The sequence below is a fragment of the Arthrobacter sp. GW822-FHT05G07 genome (assembly GCF_058799755.1).
The window spans coordinates 618,266-642,434 of sequence record NZ_JBXALT010000001.1; the positions used below are offsets into that span (position 1 = coordinate 618,266).

General features: G+C 63.2%; 19 protein-coding genes and 2 rRNA genes. 8 read left to right on the forward strand and 13 right to left on the reverse strand.

Going from position 1 to position 24,169, the window contains the following annotated elements:
- Positions 1-88: 88 nt before the first annotated feature.
- Entirely contained in the window at positions 89-961 is an 873-nt protein-coding gene (locus AC1RJY_RS02785; RefSeq protein WP_043469807.1) for a DsbA family protein, read from the reverse strand.
- A gap of 175 nt (positions 962-1,136) precedes the next feature.
- Here AC1RJY_RS02785 and AC1RJY_RS02790 point away from each other — a divergent pair, with 175 nt between their 5' ends.
- The 5 genes from AC1RJY_RS02790 to AC1RJY_RS02810 all read left to right on the forward strand — a co-directional run bounded on the left by AC1RJY_RS02790 (position 1,137) and on the right by AC1RJY_RS02810 (position 7,828).
- Positions 1,137-2,639 (forward strand): alpha,alpha-trehalose-phosphate synthase (UDP-forming), encoded by a 1,503-nt coding sequence (locus AC1RJY_RS02790; protein WP_011773669.1) that lies wholly within the window; start codon positions 1,137-1,139, stop codon positions 2,637-2,639.
- The gene (gene otsB / locus AC1RJY_RS02795; RefSeq protein WP_014920859.1) at positions 2,629-3,426 is read left to right on the forward strand and encodes a trehalose-phosphatase; all 798 of its coding nucleotides are present in this window, start codon (positions 2,629-2,631) and stop codon (positions 3,424-3,426) included. Before AC1RJY_RS02790 ends, otsB begins: the two co-directional genes overlap by 11 nt.
- Positions 3,427-3,632: 206 nt before the next feature.
- Positions 3,633-4,715 carry an ABC transporter ATP-binding protein gene (locus tag AC1RJY_RS02800; RefSeq protein WP_011773667.1) on the forward strand — a complete coding sequence of 361 codons (1,083 nt, stop codon included), beginning with the start codon at positions 3,633-3,635 and terminating at the stop codon, positions 4,713-4,715.
- A gap of 117 nt (positions 4,716-4,832) precedes the next feature.
- A complete protein-coding gene (locus AC1RJY_RS02805) occupies positions 4,833-6,416 on the forward strand; it encodes a beta-N-acetylhexosaminidase (protein WP_498601229.1) in 1,584 nt (527 codons plus the stop codon).
- On the forward strand, positions 6,413-7,828 hold the full coding sequence (locus tag AC1RJY_RS02810) for a DUF4032 domain-containing protein (RefSeq protein ID WP_011773665.1): 1,416 nt from the start codon (positions 6,413-6,415) through the stop codon (positions 7,826-7,828). Before AC1RJY_RS02805 ends, AC1RJY_RS02810 begins: the two co-directional genes overlap by 4 nt.
- A gap of 59 nt (positions 7,829-7,887) precedes the next feature.
- On the opposite strand, the gene AC1RJY_RS02815 is transcribed toward AC1RJY_RS02810, so the two are convergent.
- Positions 7,888-8,589 carry a GntR family transcriptional regulator gene (locus tag AC1RJY_RS02815; RefSeq protein ID WP_286176316.1) on the reverse strand — a complete coding sequence of 234 codons (702 nt, stop codon included), beginning with the start codon at positions 8,587-8,589 and terminating at the stop codon, positions 7,888-7,890.
- 198 nt (positions 8,590-8,787) lie between these two features.
- Here AC1RJY_RS02815 and AC1RJY_RS02820 point away from each other — a divergent pair, with 198 nt between their 5' ends.
- Entirely contained in the window at positions 8,788-10,017 is a 1,230-nt protein-coding gene (locus tag AC1RJY_RS02820; RefSeq protein ID WP_498601231.1) for an amidohydrolase family protein, read from the forward strand.
- A 3-nt stretch (positions 10,018-10,020) separates the two neighbouring features.
- On the opposite strand, the gene AC1RJY_RS02825 is transcribed toward AC1RJY_RS02820, so the two are convergent.
- The 7 genes from AC1RJY_RS02825 to AC1RJY_RS02855 all read right to left on the reverse strand — a co-directional run bounded on the left by AC1RJY_RS02825 (position 10,021) and on the right by AC1RJY_RS02855 (position 19,604).
- On the reverse strand, positions 10,021-10,533 hold the full coding sequence (locus AC1RJY_RS02825) for a pyridoxamine 5'-phosphate oxidase family protein (RefSeq protein WP_011773662.1): 513 nt from the start codon (positions 10,531-10,533) through the stop codon (positions 10,021-10,023).
- Positions 10,534-10,568: 35 nt separating this feature from the next.
- Entirely contained in the window at positions 10,569-11,840 is a 1,272-nt protein-coding gene (locus AC1RJY_RS02830) for an MFS transporter (protein WP_498601233.1), read from the reverse strand.
- A 276-nt stretch (positions 11,841-12,116) separates the two neighbouring features.
- A complete protein-coding gene (locus AC1RJY_RS02835; protein ID WP_014920854.1) occupies positions 12,117-13,562 on the reverse strand; it encodes an FAD-binding oxidoreductase in 1,446 nt (481 codons plus the stop codon).
- A gap of 130 nt (positions 13,563-13,692) precedes the next feature.
- Positions 13,693-15,615, reverse strand: a complete 1,923-nt coding sequence (locus tag AC1RJY_RS02840; protein WP_498601234.1) for a glycoside hydrolase family 13 protein — start codon at positions 15,613-15,615, stop codon at positions 13,693-13,695.
- Between the two features lie 2 nt (positions 15,616-15,617).
- A complete protein-coding gene (locus tag AC1RJY_RS02845; RefSeq protein WP_498601235.1) occupies positions 15,618-16,550 on the reverse strand; it encodes a sugar ABC transporter permease in 933 nt (310 codons plus the stop codon).
- The gene (locus AC1RJY_RS02850) at positions 16,550-18,208 is read right to left on the reverse strand and encodes an ABC transporter permease subunit (RefSeq protein WP_014920851.1); all 1,659 of its coding nucleotides are present in this window, start codon (positions 18,206-18,208) and stop codon (positions 16,550-16,552) included. The genes AC1RJY_RS02845 and AC1RJY_RS02850 overlap by 1 nt, the downstream gene beginning before the upstream one ends.
- A 97-nt stretch (positions 18,209-18,305) precedes the next feature.
- A complete protein-coding gene (locus tag AC1RJY_RS02855; protein ID WP_011773656.1) occupies positions 18,306-19,604 on the reverse strand; it encodes a sugar ABC transporter substrate-binding protein in 1,299 nt (432 codons plus the stop codon).
- A 102-nt stretch (positions 19,605-19,706) separates the two neighbouring features.
- On the opposite strand from AC1RJY_RS02855, the gene AC1RJY_RS02860 reads away from it, so the two are divergent.
- Entirely contained in the window at positions 19,707-21,560 is a 1,854-nt protein-coding gene (locus AC1RJY_RS02860; RefSeq protein WP_498601236.1) for a glycoside hydrolase family 13 protein, read from the forward strand.
- Between the two features lie 20 nt (positions 21,561-21,580).
- Positions 21,581-22,603: a LacI family DNA-binding transcriptional regulator gene (locus AC1RJY_RS02865; protein WP_498601237.1), complete on the forward strand. Its 1,023-nt coding sequence runs from the start codon at positions 21,581-21,583 to the stop codon at positions 22,601-22,603.
- A gap of 7 nt (positions 22,604-22,610) precedes the next feature.
- Here AC1RJY_RS02865 and AC1RJY_RS02870 read toward each other — a convergent pair whose 3' ends face one another.
- The 4 genes from AC1RJY_RS02870 to AC1RJY_RS02885 form a co-directional block, all read right to left on the reverse strand.
- Positions 22,611-23,051 (reverse strand): GNAT family N-acetyltransferase, encoded by a 441-nt coding sequence (locus AC1RJY_RS02870; protein WP_498601238.1) that lies wholly within the window; start codon positions 23,049-23,051, stop codon positions 22,611-22,613.
- A gap of 73 nt (positions 23,052-23,124) precedes the next feature.
- On the reverse strand, positions 23,125-23,619 hold the full coding sequence (locus AC1RJY_RS02875) for an SRPBCC domain-containing protein (protein WP_498601239.1): 495 nt from the start codon (positions 23,617-23,619) through the stop codon (positions 23,125-23,127).
- Positions 23,620-23,718: 99 nt separating this feature from the next.
- Positions 23,719-23,835: ribosomal RNA gene (gene rrf, locus AC1RJY_RS02880) — 5S ribosomal RNA — on the reverse strand.
- Positions 23,836-23,983: 148 nt separating this feature from the next.
- Positions 23,984-24,169: ribosomal RNA gene (locus AC1RJY_RS02885) — 23S ribosomal RNA — on the reverse strand; the annotation flags it as partial.

The following is a 24,169-nucleotide window of genomic DNA, read 5'->3' on the forward strand; positions in this document are numbered from 1 at the left end:
ATCCCCGTCAACGAAATTAGCCGCTCCCAAGCAACAGCGGCCGGCCACCCGCAGGGGTGACCGGCCGCCGTCGTGCATTCCGCGAAGGTTAGCCCTTGGCGTCAATTGCCGTCTGGATCTCGGCGTTCAGGTCGGTCCGGCCGTCCCACTGCTTGCCGTCGATGAACACGGTGGGCGTACCGGTGACGCCGATCGCTGCAGCTTCCTGCGTGGCAACCTTCACCCACGGACGGAACTGCTTGCTGTCGATGCAGGAGTCGATGTTGGCCGCACCGATTTCGGTGGCCATTTTCTTGAGGTCGTTGTCGGAGATGCCCGCTCCGCCTTCAGCCGGCTGGCGTTCGAAGAGCAGGTTGAAGAATTCCGCGTACTTCTCGGGGGATGAGTTCACTACGCAGGCAGCAGCGTTGGCTGCGCGGGAAGAGTAGTTGGTGGTGGACTGGCGGTCCAGGAAGCCCAGGGCGCGGTACTCGACGGAAATCTTGCCTTCGTTGCGGAGGCTGGTGAGGGACTCCCCGTAAGTGCTCTCGAACTGCTTGCAGACCGGGCAAATGAAGTCGATGTAGGCAACAACCTTGACGGGCTTGCCGGCCTCGGCTTCGCCGGCCGGAACCGTTACCGTAGCCGGCTTGGTGGCGGGAGGAGCGGGAACATCAGCCACGTTGACGGTGGCAGGTTCCGTTTTCAGGACTTCAGTGTTGGCCAGCAGCGTTATGCCACCGTGCACGTTGCCGTTGGCCGGCGTCGGACCCTGATCGGCCACGGAGACCTCACGATTGCCAATAACCACAGCCGCGATTATCCCGATGATGACCACCACGGCCACCACGATGCCCCAGCCGACAAGAAGCTTGTTGCGCTTCTCCTTCTTCAGCTGCTCTTCGCGGATTGCGCGCGCTTTCTCCCGCGCCTGGGCGGTCTTTTCGGCCTTGGACAGGCGTGGTTCGTTTGCGGGGCTCATCAGTTCCTCGGGGTATTCGACGTCATAGTGCATAGCTAGGGCAACGGGCCCAGTTTACGGGAGCAAACTTGAAGGTTTTCCCATACCCATTGACCCGGTTGTTGAACGATCAACTGCCGAGGAAGATTCCGCTAGTAGGCTGGGAGTTGAGTCACAGCAACCCCAGGGAGCGTTAATGCAGGAACCGGCAAGCGAAAAACTCAGTACCGGACAGGGCACCAAGGCTTCTCCAACAAAGAAGCCCACGGCGAGCAAGTTCGATTTCATGGTGGTTTCCAACAGGCTGCCCGTTGACAGGTGCAGCAGCGACGGAAACGACGACGGCGGCGACGGCTGGCGTCGTTCACCCGGGGGCCTGGTCACGGCGCTCGCGCCGATGATGACAAAGTCCGACGGCGCGTGGGTGGGTTGGCATGGAGCGCCCGACGAGACGGTGCGTCCCTTCAGCCACGAAGGCATGGACCTCGTCCCGGTCCAGCTCAGCAGCCACGAAGTGGAGCTGTACTACGAGGGCTTCTCCAACGCGACCATCTGGCCGCTTTACCACGACGTGATCGCACCGCCGGAGTTCCACCGTACGTGGTGGGATTCGTACCGCCAGGTCAATAAGAAGTTTGCCGACGCCATCATTCGCCATGCCGCCGAAGGCGCCACTGTGTGGGTCCAGGACTACCAGCTCCAGTTGGTTCCGCGAATGCTCCGCGAGGCCAGGCCTGACCTGAAGATCGGCTTCTTCAACCACATTCCCTTCCCTCCCCCGGAGATCTTCGCGCAGCTCCCTTGGCGCCGGGAGATTATTGACGGCTTGCTGGGCGCTGACCTTCTGGGCTTCCAGCGCCCCAGCGACGCCGGTAACTTCATGCGCTCTGCCCGGCGCTTCCTGGGTGCCAGCGTCAAGCAGCAGCAGGTTCACGTGAAGGGCCCGGATGGCGAAGTTACGCACATCGCGCGGGCGCAGGCCTTTCCCATTTCCATCGACGTTGACCAGATCCGCGAGCTGGCCGCCAGGCCGGACATCATCGAGCGGGCCAAGCAGATCCGCAAGGACCTGGGAGATCCCAAGACCATCCTGCTGGGTGTTGACCGACTGGATTACACCAAGGGCATCGGCCACCGTCTCAAGGCCTTCGAGGAACTTCTTCGCGAGGGCAGCATCAAGGTAGAGGACGCCACCCTGATTCAGGTGGCGAGCCCCAGCCGCGAACGCGTGGAACAGTACAGGCTCCTGCGCGAGGAGATCGAAGGCACTGTTGGCCATATCAACGGCACGTACGACACCATCCAGAACACGGCCGTCCGCTACCTGCACCACAGCTATCCGGTGGAGGAAATGGTGGCGCTGTACCTCGCCGCGGATGTCATGCTCGTAACGGCCCTGCGTGATGGCATGAACCTGGTGGCTAAGGAGTATGTCACGGCCCGTTCGGAGGACGATGGCGCGTTGGTTCTCAGCGAGTTCGCCGGCGCCGCCGACCAACTCAAGCAAGCGCTCCTGATCAACCCGCACGACATCGACGGCCTGAAGTCGGCCATCCTGCGCGCTGTGAATCTCCCGCCCAAGGAAGCCCGCCGCCGCATGAAGCTGATGCGCAAGCAGATCCTGGACCACGACGTGGATCATTGGTCAGCTGAGTTCCTGGCTGCCTTGGAGGAAAAGGTGGTGCGTGATGACAGCTGAGAACCTTTCCCTGTCACCGGAACTGCTGGATGCCGTCCGGCGCATTTCCGGCACGGAGCACCTTCTGGTTGCCCTGGATTTCGACGGCACCCTGTCCCCTATCGTCGACCGCGCGGAGGACGCACGCCCCCTGCCCCGGTCCGCCGCGGCGCTGGAGGCCCTCGCCCAACTTCCGCGTACGACGACGGCACTCATCTCGGGCCGCGCACTGGACAGCCTGCGGCTGGTCGCCTCGCCCCCGGCGGATACGCTGCTGATCGGCAGCCACGGTGCCGAGGTCTGGCTGGGTGAGGGATCTTTGGGCCTGGAACTGGACGAAGATCAGCGGCTGAAGCTGGCAGCGGTGCGTGAGGTTCTTTCGGAGATCGTGAACATCGCTCCGGGGACGCTGCTCGAGGACAAACCCGCCGGCGTCGTCCTCCACACGAGGATGGCCGACGACGACGTTGCGGATGACGCCGTCGAGGCCGCGATGCGGGTGCTCCGGGAGCACCCCGGTGTCTACCTGAAGACGGGGAAGCGGGTTCTGGAGACGTCCGTCGTCCATGCCTCCAAGGGTGAGGCTGTGGAGTTCCTGCGTCAGGCGACCGGAGCGACGGCCATCCTGTTCGCTGGTGACGATGTCACCGATGAGGATGCGTTGGGCCGGCTGATGGGCGACGACGTCGGCATCAAGGTGGGCTTGGATTTCACCCAGGCCCAGTATCGGGTGGAGGCGCCTGTGCACGTGGCGGAGTTGCTGGAAGCGTTGCTGCGGGAACGGCGCAGGGTCACCACCGATGCTTAGCGAGTGACGAGCGCAACGTGTGACGTTCGTAACATTTAGGTAGTAAGTCAAAAAGTCTGACATACTCTTGGATGTGATGTGACGCACAGTACCGTGCGACGTCACACGATCCTCCCCGGCCATTGGCCGGGGAGTTCAACTGAAGAAAATGAACCATTCACAACGGATCGTCCGGCACGTACCTGCCGGTGAAGGGATTGATAACTGTGGCTACAGTTACTTTTGATAACGCTACGCGTCTGTACCCGGGCACAGATAAGCCCGCCGTCGATAAGCTCAACATCGACATCGCCGATGGCGAATTCCTGGTCCTCGTTGGACCCTCCGGTTGCGGTAAGTCCACCTCGCTGCGCATGCTCGCAGGCCTTGAGGACGTCAACGCCGGCCGCATCCTGATCGGCGACCGCGACGTCACGGACGTTCCGCCGAAGGACCGCGACATTGCAATGGTCTTCCAGAACTACGCCCTTTACCCGCACATGACCGTTGCGGACAACATGGGCTTCGCACTGAAGATCGCCGGCATCTCCAAGGAAGAGCGCGCCGAGCGTGTCCGCGAAGCCGCCAAGCTTCTTGACCTCGAGCAGTACCTGGACCGCAAGCCGAAGGCACTCTCCGGCGGTCAGCGCCAGCGTGTTGCCATGGGCCGTGCAATCGTCCGTAACCCACAGGTCTTCCTCATGGATGAGCCGCTTTCCAACCTTGACGCCAAGCTCCGCGTCCAGACCCGTACGCAGATCGCATCCCTGACCCGCCGCCTGGGCGTCACCACGGTTTACGTGACGCACGACCAGGTCGAGGCCATGACCATGGGTGACCGCGTTGCTGTCCTGAAGGACGGTCTCCTGCAGCAGGTTGACACCCCGCGCAACCTCTACGACCGCCCGCAGAACGTCTTCGTTGCAGGATTCATCGGCTCCCCGGCCATGAACCTGCTTGAACTGCCGGTCGTCGACGGCGGCGTCCAGTTCGGTGGGACGGTTTACCCCGTGCCGCGCAACATCCTCGAAGAGGCTCACGGCCAGACCGTCACCGTTGGTTCGCGTCCGGAAGACCTCGAGACTGTCGGCAACGGCGAAGGCCTCCAGGTTGAGGTTGACGTCGTGGAAGAACTCGGCGCCGACGCTTACGTCTACGGCCACACCATCCTTGACGGCAAGAGCCACGACATCGTTGCTCGCGTCGACGGTCGCCGCCCTCCGATGAAGGGTGAGTCCATCTTCGTTCGTCCGCAGTCCGGCCACGTGCACCTGTTCGACACGAAGACCGGCCTGCGCCTGGGCGACTAATCCCGCCAACCGCCGGCTGGGTCCGCCCACCGGCCAGTACATCCGCATTGTGACAGCGGCCCGACCCCACCCGGTCGGGCCGCTCTCGCTTTAACCTAACTCCTGCGAAAGAACGGCATGAACACGACGGACAACCTGATCCCCCGCCCCTCGCACGTCGCACTCCTGAACGGCCCGGCCTTCACACTCGCCCCCACAGCACGGATCGCCGCTTCCGGCGCAGCTACCCCTGTAGCCAGGCAGCTTGCCTCGCTGCTGCGCCGCGGCACTGGTTTCGACCTCCCCACCGTTGAGGACACTCGCCCCGGTGACATCTCCCTCGAGTTGGTGGAGACATTCGACGGCGGCCCGGAAGCTTACGAGCTCAGCGTCACCGAGGGTGGGGTCGTACTCGCGGCCTCCACTCCAGCGGGACTCTTCAACGGAGTGCAGACACTCCGCCAGCTTTTTCCTGCTTCCATTGAGGGCACTGATCCTCAGGCAGGCACGTGGGTGGTTCCCGCCGTCGAGATTGCGGATGCTCCGCGCTTTGCGTACCGCGGCCTCATGCTGGACGTCGCCCGCAACTTCTTCACGGTGGAGGAAGTGAAGGAGCAGATCGACGTCATGACGCAGTTCAAGTTCAATGCCCTGCACCTGCACCTCACGGACGATCAAGCATGGCGCATCGAAATTCATGAGCCCGCAAAGAACCCGTCCGGTTTGCCCTACGCCAAGCTGACCGAAGTGGGCGGCCAGGGCGCGGTGGAGGTTTCCACCGCAATGCCTCCCCGGGGCAACTCCGGCTTCTACACCCAGCAGGATTTCAAGGACATCCAGGCCTACGCCGCCACCAAGAACGTGCTGGTCATACCGGAGATCGATCTTCCCGGGCACGTCAACGCCGCCCTCGCCGCGATCCCGCAGCTGAATCCCGACGGCCAGGCCAAGCCGATGAGCACTACGTCGGAGGTGGGCTGGTCAACGCTCACTGAAGACTTGCCCGCAACCTACGAGTTCGTACGCGAGGTCCTCGGCCAGCTCGCCGCGATCACGGTGGGACCTTACCTTCACATTGGTGGCGACGAAGCCCACGTCACCGGACATGACGACTACGTCTCCATGGTGCAGCGGTTCGTGAGGATCGGCGCCGAGACCGGCAAATCCGTGGTGGGCTGGAACGAATTCGCCGCCGTCGAGCTTCCGCAAGGTTCCGTCATTCAGTACTGGCACGGCGATTTCGAACCCACTGTGCGGCAGGCTGAACAAAACGGGTCACGGGTGATCATGTCCCCCGCGGCCAACACCTACCTGGACCAGAAGTATGCGTCGGACAGCCCTGTCGGCCTCGAATGGGTGGAAGGCGGGCCTTTCACCTGGTCCGAGTACTACAACTGGGACCCTGCCCAAGGCGGGTTGCAGGACCAGCAGATCCTCGGCGTCGAAGGCCCGCTGTGGACCGAAACCGTTCGCAACAACCAGCAGGCCCAATGGCTCCTGTACCCGAGGGCGGTCTCCTTGGCGGAAGTCGCGTGGTCCGGTCAGGAGGTTCGCAACCCGGGTGACTTCAGACGTCGTTTGGGCGCCTTGGGTGAGCGGCTCGCCACGCAAGGTGTCGCCTTCCAAGAAGCGCCCGACGTCGAGTGGTCCGCGAAGCCGGAGTATCCCTTTCCTGGCACGATAGCCGGAAGCGCATCCAAGTACGGAACAATTGAGGCATGAGCGAGCAAAACGAAGCCCAGTGGCACGACGAACCCACCGATTACGGGCAGATCGGCAAGCTCCCCAGGACCGAGGCCGCCAGTGCGCAGGACACCGCACCGCCGGCCAGTGTCATCGGTTCCCTGAACATTACTGCCGCTGCGGCTGATCCGGAGTTGCTGGACCTCCCCTGGCATATTGCCTTGGAAGACTGGCCGGCTGAGAACCTGGCCGCTCTCCCCCGCGGTATTTCCCGGCACATCGTCCGTTTCGCGCACTTGGGTGGCTCGGTGATCGCCATCAAGGAAACGTCGGAGCACGTTGCCCGCCACGAGTACCACATGCTGCGGAAGCTGGCCCGGCTGGACGTGCCCTGCGTGGAGCCGGTGGCTGTCATCACGGGCAGGACCACAGCGGACGGCAGGCCCCTGAATCCAGTGCTGGTCACCCGGCACCTGAAATTCTCCATGCCGTACCGCGCACTGTTCTCGCAGATGCTCCGCAAAGACACCTTGACTCGCCTGATCGACGCCCAGGCGCTGCTGCTGGTACGCCTGCACCTTGTGGGCTTCTACTGGGGTGACGTTTCACTGTCCAACACGTTGTTCCGCCGCGACGCCGGCGCCTTTGCCGCGTACCTGGTGGATGCTGAAACGGGAGAGCTCTACCCCGATCTCTCCATGGGCCAGCGTGAATACGACCTCGAAATCGCCCGGGTGAACATCGCCGGCGAACTGATGGATTTGCTGGACGGCGGACTCATCGAGGAGAAGGTGGATCCCGTAGCCACCAGTGAGCTGATCATGGACAGCTACCGACGCCTCTGGACCGAGCTGACCGAGAAGGAATCCTTCGAACTCGGCGAAAGGTGGCGCGTTGCCGCCCGAATCCGACGCCTCAACGAGCTGGGCTTCGACGTGGAAGAGTACGCCATCAAGACCACGGCGGACGGATCCACCATCCAGCTCCAGCCCAAGGTGGTGGACGCCGGTCACCACCAGCGTCGTTTGCTGCGCCTTACGGGCCTGGACGCCCAGGAAAACCAGGCCCGCAGGCTCCTCAACGACATGGACCAGTTCCGCGCGGACAACAACCCGGATCTGGACGAGGAAATCAGCGCCCACATTTGGGTCAGCCAGATCTTCGAGCCCATTGTGCGTTCCATTCCGCGGCACCTCGCCGGGAAACTGGAGCCTGCGGAGGTGGTGCACGAGGTCCTGGAGCACCGCTGGTACATGAGCCAGAAGCAGGACAGGTACGTGCCCTTGGCGGAGACCGTGCAGTCCTACCTGGATACGGTGCTGCAGCACCGTCGCGACGAGGCCGCCATCATGCTGAACCCGGATACGGAGCTCCTCAAGATCCTTGAGGTGGAAGTGGAGGAATCCGGCCGGTACGACGATGAGGACGAGTACCCGGACGCGGACGACTAACGCACGTTGAAACGAACTCGACGTCGGCACTCAGGCGAGTGCCGACGTCGAGCTTTAGCCTAGGGTTCCAGCGTTTCCGCGAGGCCTGCCAAGACGGGTTCGCGGCCCAACTCGATGTGCGAGTACGCCAGCGAGTAGGCCAGGTCCGGCTTACCTCTCAGGATGGCGTTGCACAGCTCGGTGTGTTCGTCCCGCTGGAGTTCGTTGCTGCGGTTATGGGCCAGCCCGAAGATCCAGCGCATCCGCCCGAACAGCGGTTTCACCGATTCAATCAGCAGCCGGTTGCCGGACAGGCGCACAATCTCGGCGTGAAGCTCGGCGCTGATGACAGCAACGTCGTCGGTCCGCTCTTCGTCAATGGCTGCCTTGGAGGCCTCCATGAGTTCCTCCAGCCGTCCGCCGTCGCTGCCCTCCGCTACACGGGTAGCGGCCATCCTTGCGGCGAACGTCTCCAAGCAGAGGCGAACATCGAAGAGCTCGTTAACATCCGTGAGGGTCAGTTGCCGTACTACGGCACCGCGGCGTGGGAAGGTTGCCACGAACCCGTCCTGCTCCAGGCGCTGAATGGCTTCGCGCACGGGAATGCGGGAGACGTTGTAAAGCTCCGAGAGTTCACGTTCCCGCAGGCGCATTCCTTGGGCGTACGCTCCCGTGACGATGCCTTCCAACACCAGTTGGTAGACGTTCTCCGCGCGGGCCTCTTCATCGCGGCCATTACCGGATTCCGGCATCGCTTCAGCCACAGTCAAACTTCCCTTCATGCCAGCGTCCGCTCCAGGTGCCGGACGGCGCCGGTCAGCGTTCCAACCGAGCATACACGGGAGGAAACAGCTCATCGGCCGGGCGGTTCCGGGCATCCCGAACCGTGTAGGCGTTGCGCATCGTGTCGAAGAGCCGCCACGGTGCTGGCGGGCGTGCAATAGAAGCAGGCAATAGATTCACTATCGAAGGAGTAACCATTGAATACCCTGATCCGCGCCGTCCGCCCCTGGGGGCAAGCGCTCAGCGACGTCACCCTGGTGGCGGGCGAAGCAGGCGGCAAGATCGTCGCCGTCGAACCGCATGATCCGGCCCGTGTGCTTCCAGATGGCGTTACGGTGGTGGATGGCCGCGGACGTTTGCTGCTCCCGTCCTTCTCGGACGTCCACGTTCACCTTGATTCCACCCGTATCGGCCTTCCGTTCCGGGAGCACACCGGAGGTCCGGGCGTGTGGACCATGATGATGAACGACCGTCAAAACTGGCGCAACGCGGAAGTCCCCCTGCAGGATCGCGTGAACGACACCCTGGGACGGATGATCGCCCGGGGTACCACCCGGGTCCGCTCCTACGCGCAGGTTGACGTGGACTGCAGGCTCGAGCGTTTCGACGCCGTTGCTGCCGCCAAGGAGAAATTCGCCGGCCAGGCTTCCGTGGACATCATCGCTTTTCCCCAGGCTGGATTGTTGCTGGAGGAAGGGACGGTGGAGATCATGGAGGAGGCACTGAGAGCCGGTGCCAACGTCATGGGTGGCATCGATCCCTGCACTCTTGACCGCGATCCGGCCAAGCACCTGGACATCGTGTTTGCCCTGGCAGAGAAGTACCAGGTTCCCATCGACATCCACCTCCACGAGCCCGGCGAATTGGGTGTTTTCAGCACCGACCTGGTGCTCGAGCGCACCCGGGCGCTGGGGATGCAGGGAAAGGTAACCATGTCCCACGCCTACCAATTGGGCAGCGTTAATGTGGCCACAACGCGCAGGCTCATTGATGCCTTCGCGGAACTGGACGTGTCCTTGGCCTCGGTTGCTCCGTCTGCTGCAGGCCAACTGCCCATCCCCCTGCTCACCGAAGCCGGCGTTCGTTTGGGCTTGGGCGAGGACGGCCAACGTGACTACTGGTCCCCGTACGGCAACACGGACATGCTGGACCGCACCTGGCAGCTTGCCTTCACCCACGGTTTCCGCAAGGACGAGCTGATCGAGCACTGCCTGGCCATCGCCACGATCGGTGGTGCGAGCATCCTTGACCCCAGCGCTACCAGGCTGAAGGACACGGCCCATCGTCCCGGCGTCGAGGTTGGCGATCCTGCGGAACTGTTGCTGGTGGATGGCGAAACTGTGGCTTCCACAGTGATGGACCGTGGTAAAGACCGGACCGTCATCCACGCCGGCAAGGTGGTGGCTGACCAGTTGGAGCTGGTCTAAGGGCTACTCGCCTCGCGCCGTGGGCGCGTCATCCAGCGGCGACCACCACGTCACAGGAGGCGTTACCTTGAAGCGACGGCCCGTCACCTCGCTGGGCGTGATACGGATGAACTGGTCCTTCTGGCCGGCTTCCCACGGGAACAGCAGGAGTCCGATGGTATCCAGCACGTCCTGCGTCAGCTTCACGGCCGACGCTTGGCCCTTGACCACCACGCTCCAAGCCACCCCTGTTTCGGCGTTGACGCCGTCGGCTTCGATGGCCACGGGCGCGTCGCCCAGGGCTGCGTGAAGTTTGGTGCCTTCGCCCGTCCGGAACACCATGGTCCCGTGATCCACTTTGTAATTCACCGGAAAGATGTCCGGGTGATTGTCCACCCACACGGCAAGCCGGCCCACCGAGACGCCACGGAGGAGCTCCCAGCATTCGTTGGTTTCCAGGATTTCCGTGGCGGGTGTTTCCGGCTGCTGAGTCCCTGATGGTGAGTTCGTCATATCGCCGAGGATACGCCGGAGCATAGCCCGCCGACAGTGGCCGAACACCGTCTAACGGACTATTCACCCCCGCGTGCGAGAGTGAATAGTCCGTTGGGGGATGAATTTCGGCTCACCGGTTCAACGTTGACTACGGGGCCACGGATCGCCAGGAAGCCTGCAGCAGCCAGAATCACCGCTTCGGCCGCGAGCGCCCAGAACGTAACTTCCCAACCTCCTGTCCAGGTATGCAGGAGTCCGGCCATGAGTGGACCGAGCGAGGCAAGGGCGAACCCCAGCCCTTGGCTCATGGCCGAGAGCTTTCCCGCTGTCTGCGGACCGAACGAACGGATCACCACCAACGCCATGGCAAGGCCAAAGCCTGCACTCTGGACGACTCCCAGGATCCCCACCATGACGAACTGCAGACCCGCTGGCGCCGTGAGGACTCCCAAAAGCGCGAGGGCCACGGCCAGTCCGAGGCCGGGTGCCATGATCCGCAGAATGGCAGGACGACCGGCCAGCACAGGAGCCAGCAGGCTTGCGGGGAGCCCGGCAAGGCTGAACCAGGCCAGCAACGCAGCAGCGTCGGCCGATGACAGCCCTTTGGAGACGAGGTAAACAGCCAGCCATGACGTGATCGCAAAGTAGAGCATGGCCTGAAGCCCGAAGAAGGCTGTCACCGCCCACGCCGTGCGCTGCTTGCGCAGCGGCGTGACTTCCGCCGGGTTGACGGGCGCCAGTAAGACAGAGGACGACGGCGTGTCCTGCGTCAGCGACGAAACCGCCGCGGCCCCGGCTTCACGCGCGGAAGTCTCTGCCGCCGTCGGGCGTCCTCCGGAACGGTGAATCAGGAACGCGCCAATCAGCGCCGGTACCGCCCACACGGCCAGTGCTGACGGCAGGTTGCCGCCGAAGGCCTGCTGCAGTGGCTGGACCAGCCCGGCGCCCAGCGCAGCGCCGAGGCCGAATCCCATGGTGCACAGGCCAGTCCACCAGCCGGTGCCGCGGTTTGCTTTGACGATCTGGGGCACCAGCACGCTGGCTGTCATGATCGCCATGCCCGCCAAGAAGGTTCCGGGCAGCAGCAGTGCAGGCACGGTCGCCCGAACGACCAAGGCCGCGGCCAGGACCAGCAACGCCACCGCGACGGCACGACCGGTCCCGAGTCGTCGAGCCAGCCATGGCCCAATAGGTCCCGATATACCGAAGGCCAACACCGGCAACGTCCCCAGCAGCGGAAGCAGCCCAGGATCCAGGCTCAACACCCCCGGCACCTGATTCATCACCCCGGCAACGGTAGTAATGGCCGGCCGAAGATTGACGGACACCATGACAAGCGCGATCAACACCAAACCCACTCTCAGCCTCGGATTCAGTCCAGATCCAGCCTGCCGCTTCTCGCGCACGTCATTCCCCTCATAGCAACTTTGGTATACCAAGTAAGACTATGAGGAGAGCGGTGGAAAGTAAATGCGGCAAAAAGCTGGATGCGCTATGAGTCGGAATACGACTACTTCGCGTCTGGAATACCAAGAAGCGCTGAGGTGGTCCGCCGGAGGGTTGGATGTGAGAGAGCGTCACAGCCAAACACGAGGGATGTGAGAGAGCGTGGCCGGACCACGGATCTAGATAGCCTTCCCCGGGTTCAGAATCCCCTGCGGGTCGAACAATTCCTTGATCCGTCGCTGCAGCTCACGCACGGGTCCGGGCTGTTCCAGGCCGAGCCAACGCAGCTTGTATTGGCCCACGCCGTGCTCACCTGTGATGGTGCCGCCCATTTCGAGGCCTACGCGGATTGATTCGTCCAGGGCTGCGTTGAGTCGTTGGAGGGCGTCGGCGTCGGTGGCGGGGTCTACGCGGTCCATCCAGAACGTGGGGTGCAGGTTTCCGTCGCCGGCGTGTGCCACTACTTTCAGCCGAACCTGGAATCGGGCGGCCATGGCTTCGAGTTCGGCCACGAAGTCCACCAAGCGCGAGCGTGGGACGGCGATGTCTTCGCCGACCCGGAATTCGTCGTCCACTTCGACGCCGCGGCTGTTTCTGCGGAGTTCCACCAGCATTTCGGCTTCTTCGCTGGCTTCCGTGGTGACTGTGGCGCCGCGGTCGGCGAGTACTTGCCGGACGACGTCGGCTTCTGCAGCCGCTCCGAAGCCGTCGGTCTGGATGAGTAGCAGGGATTTGCCGCGCTTTTGGAGGTCGCCGCCGTTCAGTTCGTCGAGCTGCACCAGGGTGCCGTTGTCCAGGAGTTCCATGATGGCGGGCTGAACGCGGGCTTTGCCTACTGCGAGCACTCCGGCGGCGGCGCTGCGGAAGTCTTGGTAGAACGCGGCAATCGTGTGAATTTCGCGCGGCAGGTATTTGAGCCGAACGGTCACTCCCACCACGATCCCCAGGGTTCCTTCGGAGCCCACCAGCAGCGCGGTGAGGTCGTAGCCCGCGACGCCTTTGAAGGTTTGGTGGCCCGTGTGCATCAGTGAGCCGTCGGCCATGACGACGTCGAGGGCCAGCACGGAGTCGCGCGTCACGCCGTATTTGGCGCACCGAAGTCCTCCGGCGTTGGTGGCCACGTTGCCGCCGATGGTGGACATTTTGTAGCTGGCCGGGTCGGGCGCGTACATGAGCCCGTGTTCGGCGGCGGCAGTGTTGAGGTCGGCGTTGATGACGCCGGGTTCGACGACGGCGGTCTCGTCGTCGGGGTTGAGGTCCAGGATGCGGTTCATCCGTTCCAAGCCCAGGACGATGCAGCCTTGGGTGGCGTGCGCTCCCCCGGAGACGCCGGTTCCGGCACCCCGGGCGACGATGGGCACCTGGTGGGCCGCGCAGCTCCGAACGATGTGTTGCACGTCTTCCACGGACTCGGCCCACACCACTGCGAGGGGCAGGTGCCGCTCCAGTAGCGGTCCTTGATCCACGGAGTACACGGTGAGGGTTTCTTCATCGTCGGCCACCTGCCCGGCACGAAGTCCGGCCGCGAGCTCTGCCAGGAATACTTGTTGGCCTGTCGAGGGCCGTGAAGGTTCACGGTGGCCCGCCGTCCGGGTGTTGATGCTTTCCTCTGATGTTCCGGCCATAGCCGTTTCGTCCGACACAGTGGTCCCTCCACGTACGCACCGCGGACACGCCAAACCGGCAGTCTTCGCAGTGTTTTAGTGCTCACAGTCTAGCCAGCACAGAACGGCAGAGCACGGCCACAGCCGCCGGCTATCCGGTGGGGAGCACCGTCCCCGGCAGCGCCCAGATTCCTGCGGAGGTACCTTCGGCTCGTAGGCAAACACCGTCGACGCCGGATGGACCGGCGGGTGCGGAGCTCACTGTTCCGGAGTGGTGCAGTGGCGAGGCAAGCAACGCTTCCAGCTGCCCGTTGGAGAGGACTGAGTTGTCGAGGACCACCTCTGCCGTGTCCCTTGCGACGAACACCAGCACTGATGACTCTGCCGTTTCACGGACAAAAACCATGGCGTCGCCCTCGGCGTGCAGCCAGCGCACCCCGCCTTCGATCAGCGGCGGCAGTTCCCTGCGCAGCCGCGCAAAGTTGGCGTAGAGGGATCGCATGTCCGTCAGCACGTGGTTGCTCTCAGCCCACGGCATGGGCGTCCTGGAGTCCTCGCCGTTGAAGCCTTCGAGTCCGAACTCGTCGCCGGCAAACATGACCGGAACTCCTGGAAGGCAGAAGGTGAGGGCGGCGCCCACGGCAGGGCCGCCGTCGATCATCACCGTTGCCGCCCGCGCAGTGTCGTGCGTGTTGAGGGCGTTCATGTTGTTTTGTCGCACACTCCAGCTAAATCCCGCGGCGAGGTCCTGATGTGTTGCGAGGACGTCCTCAGCATCGATCTTGTTGGGACCGGATTGGGGTGAGCCAAAGAAGTTGACGTTCGGCGCGTCTTTCGCGAGCCAGGACCACAGCGGCCGGGTCAGGTGGGAGTATGTCATGGCTCCCTGCCAGTGCTCGCCCGTGAAGTCCGGGGAGGCATCGGAGGTGGACTCCGCCAGCAAAGCAGCGTTCGGGTTTATCTCGCGCACCCTGTCCGCAATGAGCCGGGCCACGTCATGGTTGAGGTCCACCGCGCCCAGACGGCCGGTCATGTTGCCGACGTCGATCCTCCAGCCATCCAGGTTGAACGGCGGCTTAAGCCAGCGGGCCACCACGGAATCATCGTCCGTCACGAAACGTCGGCGGAGTGCCTCCGAGGACCAGTTGAACTTGGGCAGTGACGGCACGCCCCACCAGGACTCGTAGCTGGAATGGTCGGCGCTGAAGTAGTAGTAGCCGGCTTCCTCCGAGCCGGGATCGACGAGCGCCTTGACGAACCACTCGTGGGCGTCGCCGGAGTGGTTCGCGGTGAGGTCCCCTATGACTTTGATTCCGCGCGCGTGTGCGGCCTCTACCAAGTCCACCAGGGCCTGGTCTCCGCCCAGGAGCGGGTCTACGGAATCGAAGGTGGACGCATCGTAGCGGTGGTTGGAGCGTGCGGGGAAGAAAGGCGTCAGGTAGAGGATATCCACGCCCAAGTCCTGCAAGTGGCCAAGTTTGCCCGTAATCCCGGGAAGGTCTCCCCCATAGAACTGGGTGGGTGCCTGCGCGCCCGTCCCCACCACCGGAGTGTCCCAGGAACATGCGATAGCCCAATCGGGCGTGGGGTGGTCCCCCGCTTGGGCGGAACGGGCAAACCTGTCAGGAAACACCTGGTACAGAGTGCCCTTACGCAGCCAATCCGGAGCCGGGGCAAACGCCGTCAGCCTGAAGTCCGCCGAGTCGGAAACGTCCCGTCGGAACAGGCCTTGGGCGTTGAGGTTCCAGTAGCGCCGCCCAACGGTGCTTCCACTCGCCACGGTGGCGGCAGCATCGTCGTCGTGCGTTTCAGTGACTTCCAGCAAGAAGCGGTACTTGGCCACCGGGTTTGCCACGAGCATCGCCGCTTCCCACCAGTCCCAGCCATCAGCCGAACCGAGCCGGATCGCAGCGTCGTAGCGCGGCTCGCCGTCCTGGACGGACCGGACCCAAACCTTCGACGCCGGACCCCACCCCTGTGGGACACGCACCCGGAGCCGGACGGTATCGCCAAGGGACACGGCGTGGGGAGCATGAAGTCCGGATCCGTCATGGTGCGGAAGGGCGATGGGCATGGTCAGCCTTTCACTGAGCCGGCGGTGAGGCCGCTGACGATGTACTTCTGCAGGAAGAGGAACAAGGCCATGACAGGTATGGCCGCGATGACGGCGCCTGCTGCGAAGACGCCCCAATTTTCGGAGCGCTGCTGGGCTACGTAGGAATAGAGCCCGACGGCGAGTGTCTGGCTGTCAGGATCGGTGAGGACAACGCTGGCGATGACGAATTCGCTGGAGATGCCAATGAACGCCAAGAGACCCACAACAGCGAGGATCGGGGTCACCAGGCGCAGGATGATGCCGAAGAAGATCTGGACATGGCTGGCACCGTCGATCTTCGCGGCTTCGTCCAGGGACTGAGGAACTGTATTGAAGAACCCGTACATCAGATACGTGTTCACGCCCAGCGCACCGCCGAGGTACACCATGATGAGGCCCAGCTGGCTGCCCAACCCCAGGGCGGGGATCACTTGCGAGACGCCGCTCAGGAGCAGGAAGATCGCGACGACGGCCAACAGTTGCGGGAACATCTGCAGCAAGAGGAGGGTCAACAGTCCCATCCGGCGGCCTTTGAAGCGCATGCGGGAGAACGCGTACGCGGCCATGGCGCCGAGGAAAACGGTGGCGGCGGACGTTACCGTACCAACCACCAGGGTGTTCACGAACCATCGGCCGAAAGGCCGGGTGGGGTCGCTGAAGAGTGCCACGAAGTTGCCGGTATCGAACCTGGAGAAGAGGCCGTTGGAACCTACCAGGGTGCCGTTGGAATCCAGGGCAGCGGACAGTACATACAGGAGCGGAAACACGGCGAAGATCGTGGTGACGATGCCCACCACATGCCGCCAGCCTTTGTCCTTGAACCAGACCCCGAACGGACGTCGTGTAGGCGCCAGCGGCAATGGGCCGCCGTCGAACGTTGTTTCCTTGCTGGAGGCGAGTGTGCGTACGCTCATCAGTTCACGTCCTCGAGTGCTTTGGTCTGCTTGAAGCTGATGGCCGAAATGGTGGCCACGATGATGAAAATGATGATGGCGAGCGCACTGGCCAGGCCGTAGTCGCGCCCCGTGCCTTGGCCGAACGCCACCTTGTACACCAGCGTGATCAGGATGTCGGTGGATCCGATATCGCGGTCAGTGTCCGCAAAGCGCGGCCCGCCCCCGGTCAGCATGTAGATGACGTTGAAGTTGTTGAAGTTGAAGGCAAAGGAAGAGATCAGCAGCGGTGCCACGGACACCAGGAGCAGTGGCAACTTGATGGACCGGAACACCCGCCACGCCGAGGCTCCATCCATGCGGGCGGCCTCATCGATTTCGGACGGCAGCGACTGCAGGGCGCCGGTGCAGACCAGGAACATGTACGGGAAGCCGAGCCACACATTGACCACCAGCACGCTGATCTTGGCCAGGACAGGGTCCGTGAGCCACCCGATGTTCGCGCCGCCCAGCAGTGTTTGATTGAGCCAACCGAACTCGGGATTGAGGATGCCGGACCACACCAAGCCGGACAGGAAGGCGGGGAACGCGTAGGGCAGGATCATCAGGATCCTGTACGCCTTCTTGCCGCGGAGGTCCTCACGGTTGAAGGTGATGGCCAGGAAGAGGCCCATCACGAAGGTCAGCGCGACGGATGCGATGGAGAAGGTGAACGTCCAAAGGATCACACCCAGGAGTGGCCCGCGAAGGCTGGGGTCCGTAAAGGCCCGGGCGAAGTTGTCCATGCCTACGTCGATCTTCCAGCCGGTTGCCAGGGTCTCGCCGTTGGCGTCGGCGAAAGCGCCCTTGCCGTTATCGCGGTACTCTGTGCCGGTTTCGGTATCCGTGAAAGTGTCCGTGGCGGCGTCATAGTCGAGCGCCGGTTTGAACTGGTACGCCGTGCTTCCGTCTGCTGTGCGCAAGGTGCCGTCAGCGGGATCGTCCGAAACCGGGACCGTGATCTTCAGGATGTCCTGCTGGTTGGCCACGATTTCCTGGAACTTCAGCGTCTCATAACCCGGCAGGGAGTTGGCCTTGCCCGTTGAGTCTTTGCCTGCCTCCGGGACCTCGGTGAGCGGATCCTCACTGCTGCCGAGCTGTGCCTTACCGGACGGATCCGTGAACAGCAGATAGAAGCCGTTGCCCTTGGTGAGCACGGACGCCTTGTATGCAGGCGAATCCGGGACGCGCTTCTGGGCCGTCAACTGGATGGCCGAAATGGCATCGTCTTTGGTGCTGTTGTGCCCATCGCCGTAGTTGGTGAAGGCGATGTAACCGCTAAACACCACCACCAGGACCTGGAACACCAGCAGGAACAGCACACCGGGAGCCAGGTACTTGGCCGGTAGCCCACCTTTGCGGAGGTAGATCCAGTTGATGGCCAGAACCACCAGTGACGATACCGCCAGCGCGGCCCAGGACTGGCTGAGGAAAAGCATCATCAGGACGTACACCGCAAAGGCGTCCACAAGTCCCAACAGGACAACCTTGAGGATGGTGCCCTTGAGGGAATCCGGGTGGCGTGCGGGCTTGGCTGCGGGGCGGGCGCCGCTGCCGGGGCGGGCGCCGCTGCTGACGGGCTGTTCCGGGGTCGGTTGGCCTTGGGTGGCTGGCAGTTCGCGGAGGTCTGGTTTTGGCATTGTGGATCCTTGGGTGAAGCGGTTGGCGGCAGGCAGGGCCGGGCGGTGGATTGCCGCCCGGCCCGGGGCAGACCGGTGGAGTTATCCGGTTGTGGTGCTAGCCGCCGATCTTGGACTTGATGCTGTCGGCCATCTTGGTCCAAGCCTCAGCCGGATCGCCCTGGCCCTTGATGATGGCCAACTCGGTGGCGCCCCAATCAGCCCACACCGCGCTCATTTCAGGGATTGCCGGCATGGGGATGCCCGTGGCACCGATCTTTCCGAACGCCTCCACAACGGGATCGCTGGCGGCCTTCTCGAACGAGGCTTTTAATGCCGGCGGGCGTCCGCCTGCCGCATACATGGAATCCTGTGCCGACTCGGAGGTGAGGTAGTTGGTGACGAACTCGTTGGTGGCCAAGGCGTTGGCGCTCTTGGCGCTGATGAAGAAGCCGTTGACGCCGATGAACGGCTGGGCAGGCTCGCCGCCGGCTGTGGGTAGCTCATCTACGGCGAACTTGATGCCCTTCTTCTGGACGTCAGGAACGTTCCATGGGCCCGTCAGGAAGTACGGGGATTCCCCGGCCAGGAACTTCTCCTTGGCAATGTCACCTGTGATGTTGGAGTTGATGATCTTCTCACCGGCGTCGCCCCAAGCGGCCAGCTTCTTGGCGAATTCGACGCCGGCAGCGTCACCGATGAGGAGCTGCTTTGCGTCATATCCGCCATCGGCGCCCTTGCCGAAGACCTGTGAACCCATGGAGGACTGCAGCGGGTACAGGTGGTACGGATCGCCCTGCTTCGGGTCCATACCCACCAGGAACGGGAAAGCGGCCTTGCCGTCCGCAACGGCCTTCTTGCCGTTGGCCACTACTTCGTCCAGCGTGGCAGCCTTGCTGTCCACGATGCTGGTGTTGCGCAGCAAGGCGATGTTCTCGATGGCGTACGGGACACCATAAACGGCGCCGTTGTAGGTCATGGCCTTGATGGAGGAATCCTGGAACTGCGCGGCTTTGTCGCCCAGTTCGACGGGAGCAATCACACCGTTCTGGACGAACTTTCCAATCCAGTCGTGGGGTCCAACAATCAAGTCCGGCCCCTGGCCGGTGGGTACCTGGGTGATGAAGTCGTCACGCACTGCGGCGAAGTCCTTGACCACAAGCTTCACTTCGATGCCGGTATCGGACTTGAACTTCTCCGTGATGTCCTTCAGGGCCGGAGAGCGCTCGGCGTCAACCCACATGGTGATGGCACCGGCTCCAGCAGCCTTGAGGTCCGGTTTTGTAGCATCCGAACTGGGTGCGGTGGAGGCGCTTCCACCGCAGGCGGTCAGCGCCAGGGCTGCGGCCACGGAGATCGCCCCGGCGGCAAAAACACGCCGGGTGGTTTGAGTCGCGAGGGTATTGTGCACCTTCATTGGTGTCCCTTCCGTTCTTCTTTGCTTCGACGGCAAGGGCTCTAAACCCGTCGCATCGCCGGTGACATTGCTCACAAACTGCAAGCGTTTCCACACACTACAGTGCTGAATGCGAATTTGAAAAGCTCGCGCTTCGTGACCAAAGCAAAGACAGCATCCTTAGGACTGGAAGCGTTTACAACTCTGCAGAATCTCTTCTACGATGTGTTCATGTCCGTTGACTCATTGCTCTCGGTTGCGACCCACGAGCCCACTGCAGCTTTCACGCACGTGACCCCCGTCCACGACGCCTCGACGTCGCACGGATGGTGGCGGTCCGCTGTGATCTACCAGATTTATCCGCGGTCCTTCCGCGACCTCAATGGCGACGGCGTCGGAGACTTGGCGGGTATCACCGCCGAGCTTCCGCAGTTGGCGACGTTGGGCGTCGACGCCGTGTGGTTGTCGCCCTTCTACCGCTCACCCCAGCGGGACGCCGGATACGACGTCAGCGACTACTGCGACGTCGATCCCCTCTTCGGCACCCTGACCGACTTCGATGCCCTCATCGCAGAGGCCAACAGGCTCAACCTGCGTGTCATCGCGGACCTCGTCCCCAACCACTGTTCCGACCAGCACGTCGCCTTCCAAGCAGCGCTTACTGCCGGTGCCAACAGCCCCGAGCGGGATATGTTTATCTTCCGGGACGGCCGAGGACCCGACGGCAACGAGCCTCCCAACAACTGGCAATCGCACTTCGGCGGACCGGCATGGACGCGCGTCATCGAGCCGAGCGGCAAGCCCGGCCAATGGTTCCTGCACCTCTTCGATTCCTCGCAGCCGGACTTCAACTGGGACAACCCTGCCGTCCATGCCGAGTTTGAACGCGTCCTCCGCTTCTGGCTGGACCGCGGCATCTCCGGCTTCCGGGTGGACGTCGCGCACGCCCTGGTCAAGGCAGCCGGACTCCCTGACTGGGGTGGCCGCGCAGATGGCAACAGCTCCGAAGGCTTCCCGGGCCAGGACGCTCCCATGTTCGGCCAGCCCGCCCTGCACGATATCTACCGTCGCTGGCGCTCCATTCTGGAAGAGTACGGACCGGACCGCATCCTCTGCGCTGAAGCCAATGTGGACCCGCTCCCCCGGCTGGCACAGTGGGTCCGACCCGACGAAATGCACCAGGCCTTCAACTTCCCCTACCTGCACGCAGGACTGGACGTGAACCGTCTGCGCCACATCATCACGGACTCCCTGGTCTCCTTGGACGCCGTGGGCGCCCCGAGCACCTGGGTGCTGTCCAACCACGATGTTGTCCGGCACGTTTCACGGTTCGGCTACGACGGACCAGGACCCCGCGACGGCGACGGCATCGGCCCTGACGACGTGCAACCCAACGAACACCTCGGGCGACGACGGGCTGCCGCGGCCACCATGTTCATGCTGGGCCTTCCCGGCGGCGCCTACCTCTACCAAGGCGAAGAGCTCGGGCTCCCGGATTCCTCCAGCATTCCCGGCAGCATGCGCCAAGATCCAACGTTCGCCCGCACCGGCGGAGCCCGCATCGGCCGCGACGGCTGCCGCGTGCCGCTCCCCTGGCGTTCGTCCGAACCCCACTCAGGGTTCGGCAGCGGCCTGGACCCATGGCTGCCCCAGCCCGAGTCCTGGCCCGCCTTGGCAAGGGACAAGCAAGAGGCGGATCCGGCGTCGCACCTTAACCTGTACCGCCGGATGCTCGAGCTCCGCACCACGCACCGCCTCGGAGAAGGCTCCCTCGCCTGGGTAGAGGACTACTGCAGCGAGACCTCGCTCGCCTACCTTAACGGCAACACCCTGGTGATTTTGAACGTCGGGGCCGAGGCAATGCCGCTCCCGGCAGGCGAAACCATCCTGCGGAGCTCCGCGGCGGAAGTCGGCGCTGATCTCATGGTCGCTGATCTACTAGGCTCGGGGGAGACAATCTGGCTAACAGCCAGCTAACTTTTCCTCCGAGGAGCAGCATGACCGGCATCAAGGACGTAGCCGAGCGAGCAGGGCTGTCCGTTGCCACGGTCTCACGGGCGCTGAGCGGAAAGGGCAACGTATCCCCCAGCAGCCGGGAACGTGCTCGCTCCGCAGCCGCCGAGTTGGGATTCGTGCTGTCCTACCACGCGTCAAGCCTGGCCTCCGGGCGCACGCACAACGTTGGTTTGGTGGTGCCCTCGGTCCACCGCTGGTTCTTCTCAGCGGTGATCGAGGGCGCCTCCGCGGCGTTGCTCGAGGCCGGATACGACCTCACCCTCTACAACATCGGTGAAAACCCCGCGCACCGGCAGAGCGTGTTCAACGACTTCCTGCTGCGCAAACGGGTGGATGCAGTCATTGCAGTGTCCCTGGAACTCAGCGAAGACGAGATCCAGCAGCTTCACGCGGTACACCGGCCCATCGTGGGCATCGGCGGACCGTTGCCGGGAGCTTCAACCATCAGGATCGACGACGCCGGCATCGCATTGAAGGCCACAAACCACCTGCTGGGCCTGGGGCATACCAAGATCGCGCACATCACAGGTCATGAGGCGTATGACCAAGACTTCCACCTGCCTGGAACCCGCCGCAGCGGTTTCGAGAAAGCAATGAACGACGCCGACTGCCCGGTAAGGCCCGAATGGATCGTGTCCGCGGACTTCACCATAGAAGGCGCGTACGCGTCGGCCCGGCAACTCCTGGCCAGCGCACCGGAGCGCCCCACGGCTGTTTTTGCGGCGTCGGATGAAATGGCCATCGGCACCATCCTCGCCGCCAGGGACTTCGGCCTGCGCATCCCTGACGACCTGTCCGTCATGGGCATTGATGGGCACGATCTTGGCAATGTCCTTGGCCTGACCACCATCGACCAGGATGCCAAGGGCCAGGGAGCGTTGGCCGTCCGGACTCTGCTGGGCGCCATCAACAACGGGTTGGTCCTGGAACCAGCCGATACCCAACACCCCACCAAGCTCGTGGTTCGCACCAGTACCGCGGTGCCGAGGGCCGGCACCTCCTAAGGTGTGCCTACGGCAGCCGTCGTTCCATCACGAGCTCAAGCTTTGATGTGTCCTGCGGATAGGCCCGGCTGGCACCGGTGGTCTCGAATCCGTGGCGCCGGTAGAACGCAAGTGCTCTTGAATTGTCCTCGTGCACCCCAAGCTCGATGCTTTCGGCCGCGAGTTCTCCAGCGGCGGCTTTGCACGCTGCATGGAGGAGTTCATCGGCTAATCCCAGCCCACGGTGCTCTGGTGCGACATACACGCTGATGAGCATGGCCTGCAGCGGTTTCTCCGGGATCCGGGGGTGTTTGACCACCACACGCATCAGGCCGCAGAGCTTACTGCCGTCGCTGCCCGCATCAGCGACCAAGGTGATGCTGGCATCCCCGGACATCGCTGCCGCACGTTCCTGCCACTGGGTGTCTGTTTGCCGGCGCGCGGCGTCCAGGCTCTCCACGTAAGCCATGGGCGTATCTGTGAGCATCTCCAGGCGGACGGCCCTCAACAAGGGCCAGTCAATCGCGTGGAGCCTGCGGATCCTAGGCAACTGCTCCGCCCATGAACCTCACGTAGCGCTCCAAGACACGGGGCCAACCTTCGGCGTAGGACGCGCGCGAAGCCGCAGGGTCTTCGGCGCCCTCCCAGCCGTCATGGACCAAGCGAACTTCAGTGCCCTCCTCCACGGCTCTGAAAGCCACACGGATCTCGGTGGACCACAGGGGCGTGCTCGCTGGGTACCAGCTGGCGTGGAAGGACAGCGGGGGCTGCCAATCGTCGATGGTTCCCCACACGGAGGTACGACCGTCCTCGGCGGTCTCCAAGATCAGGTTCTCTTCAAACTCAACATGCGAGCCCGCACCGAAGACGCTCTCTTGCTCCAGCGGCCACCACAGATGTGGATGAACAGTGAATCCCTGGAAGGCGTGCGACACGTTGGTGGGAACCACGACAGTAATGATCAGGGGGTCAAGACCATCACCGTCGTGCTGGGACGGCTCGGGCTCCGACTCGGGGTGGCTAAAGAGGTTTTCCATGACCACCAACTCTACCGGCGGGAGCAGGCGCACACGTGGGTTAATCAGGGTTAAAAGCGAAGAGCCCCGACCTGGTGGTCGGGGCTCCTCTGAATTTGTGTCCGGCGGTGTCCTACTCTCCCACACCCTCCCGGGTGCAGTACCATCGGCGCTGTGGGTCTTAGCTTCCGGGTTCGGAATGGGACCGGGCGTTTCCCCCACGCTATGACCGCCGTAACTCTGTTACCCGTCCCCCCGGTGCCAGGTTGTTCCTGGGTGGGGGTGGGAAATCTTTGGTTACAACTGTGGTGTTGTGTATTTAGTTGTTGGTTCCTGGAACGGTTGTTGTTCGGGAACCACATAGTGGACGCGTGCAGTGTGTTGTGTGGTGTAAGTTGTTGGCCTATTAGTACCGGTCAGCTTCACGAGTCTTTAGTCCTCGCTTCCACATCCGGCCTATCAACCCAGTGGTCTGGCTGGGGGCCTCTCACACATAATGTGTATGGAAATCTCATCTTGAAGCGAGCTTCCCGCTTAGATGCTTTCAGCGGTTATCCCATCCGAACGTAGC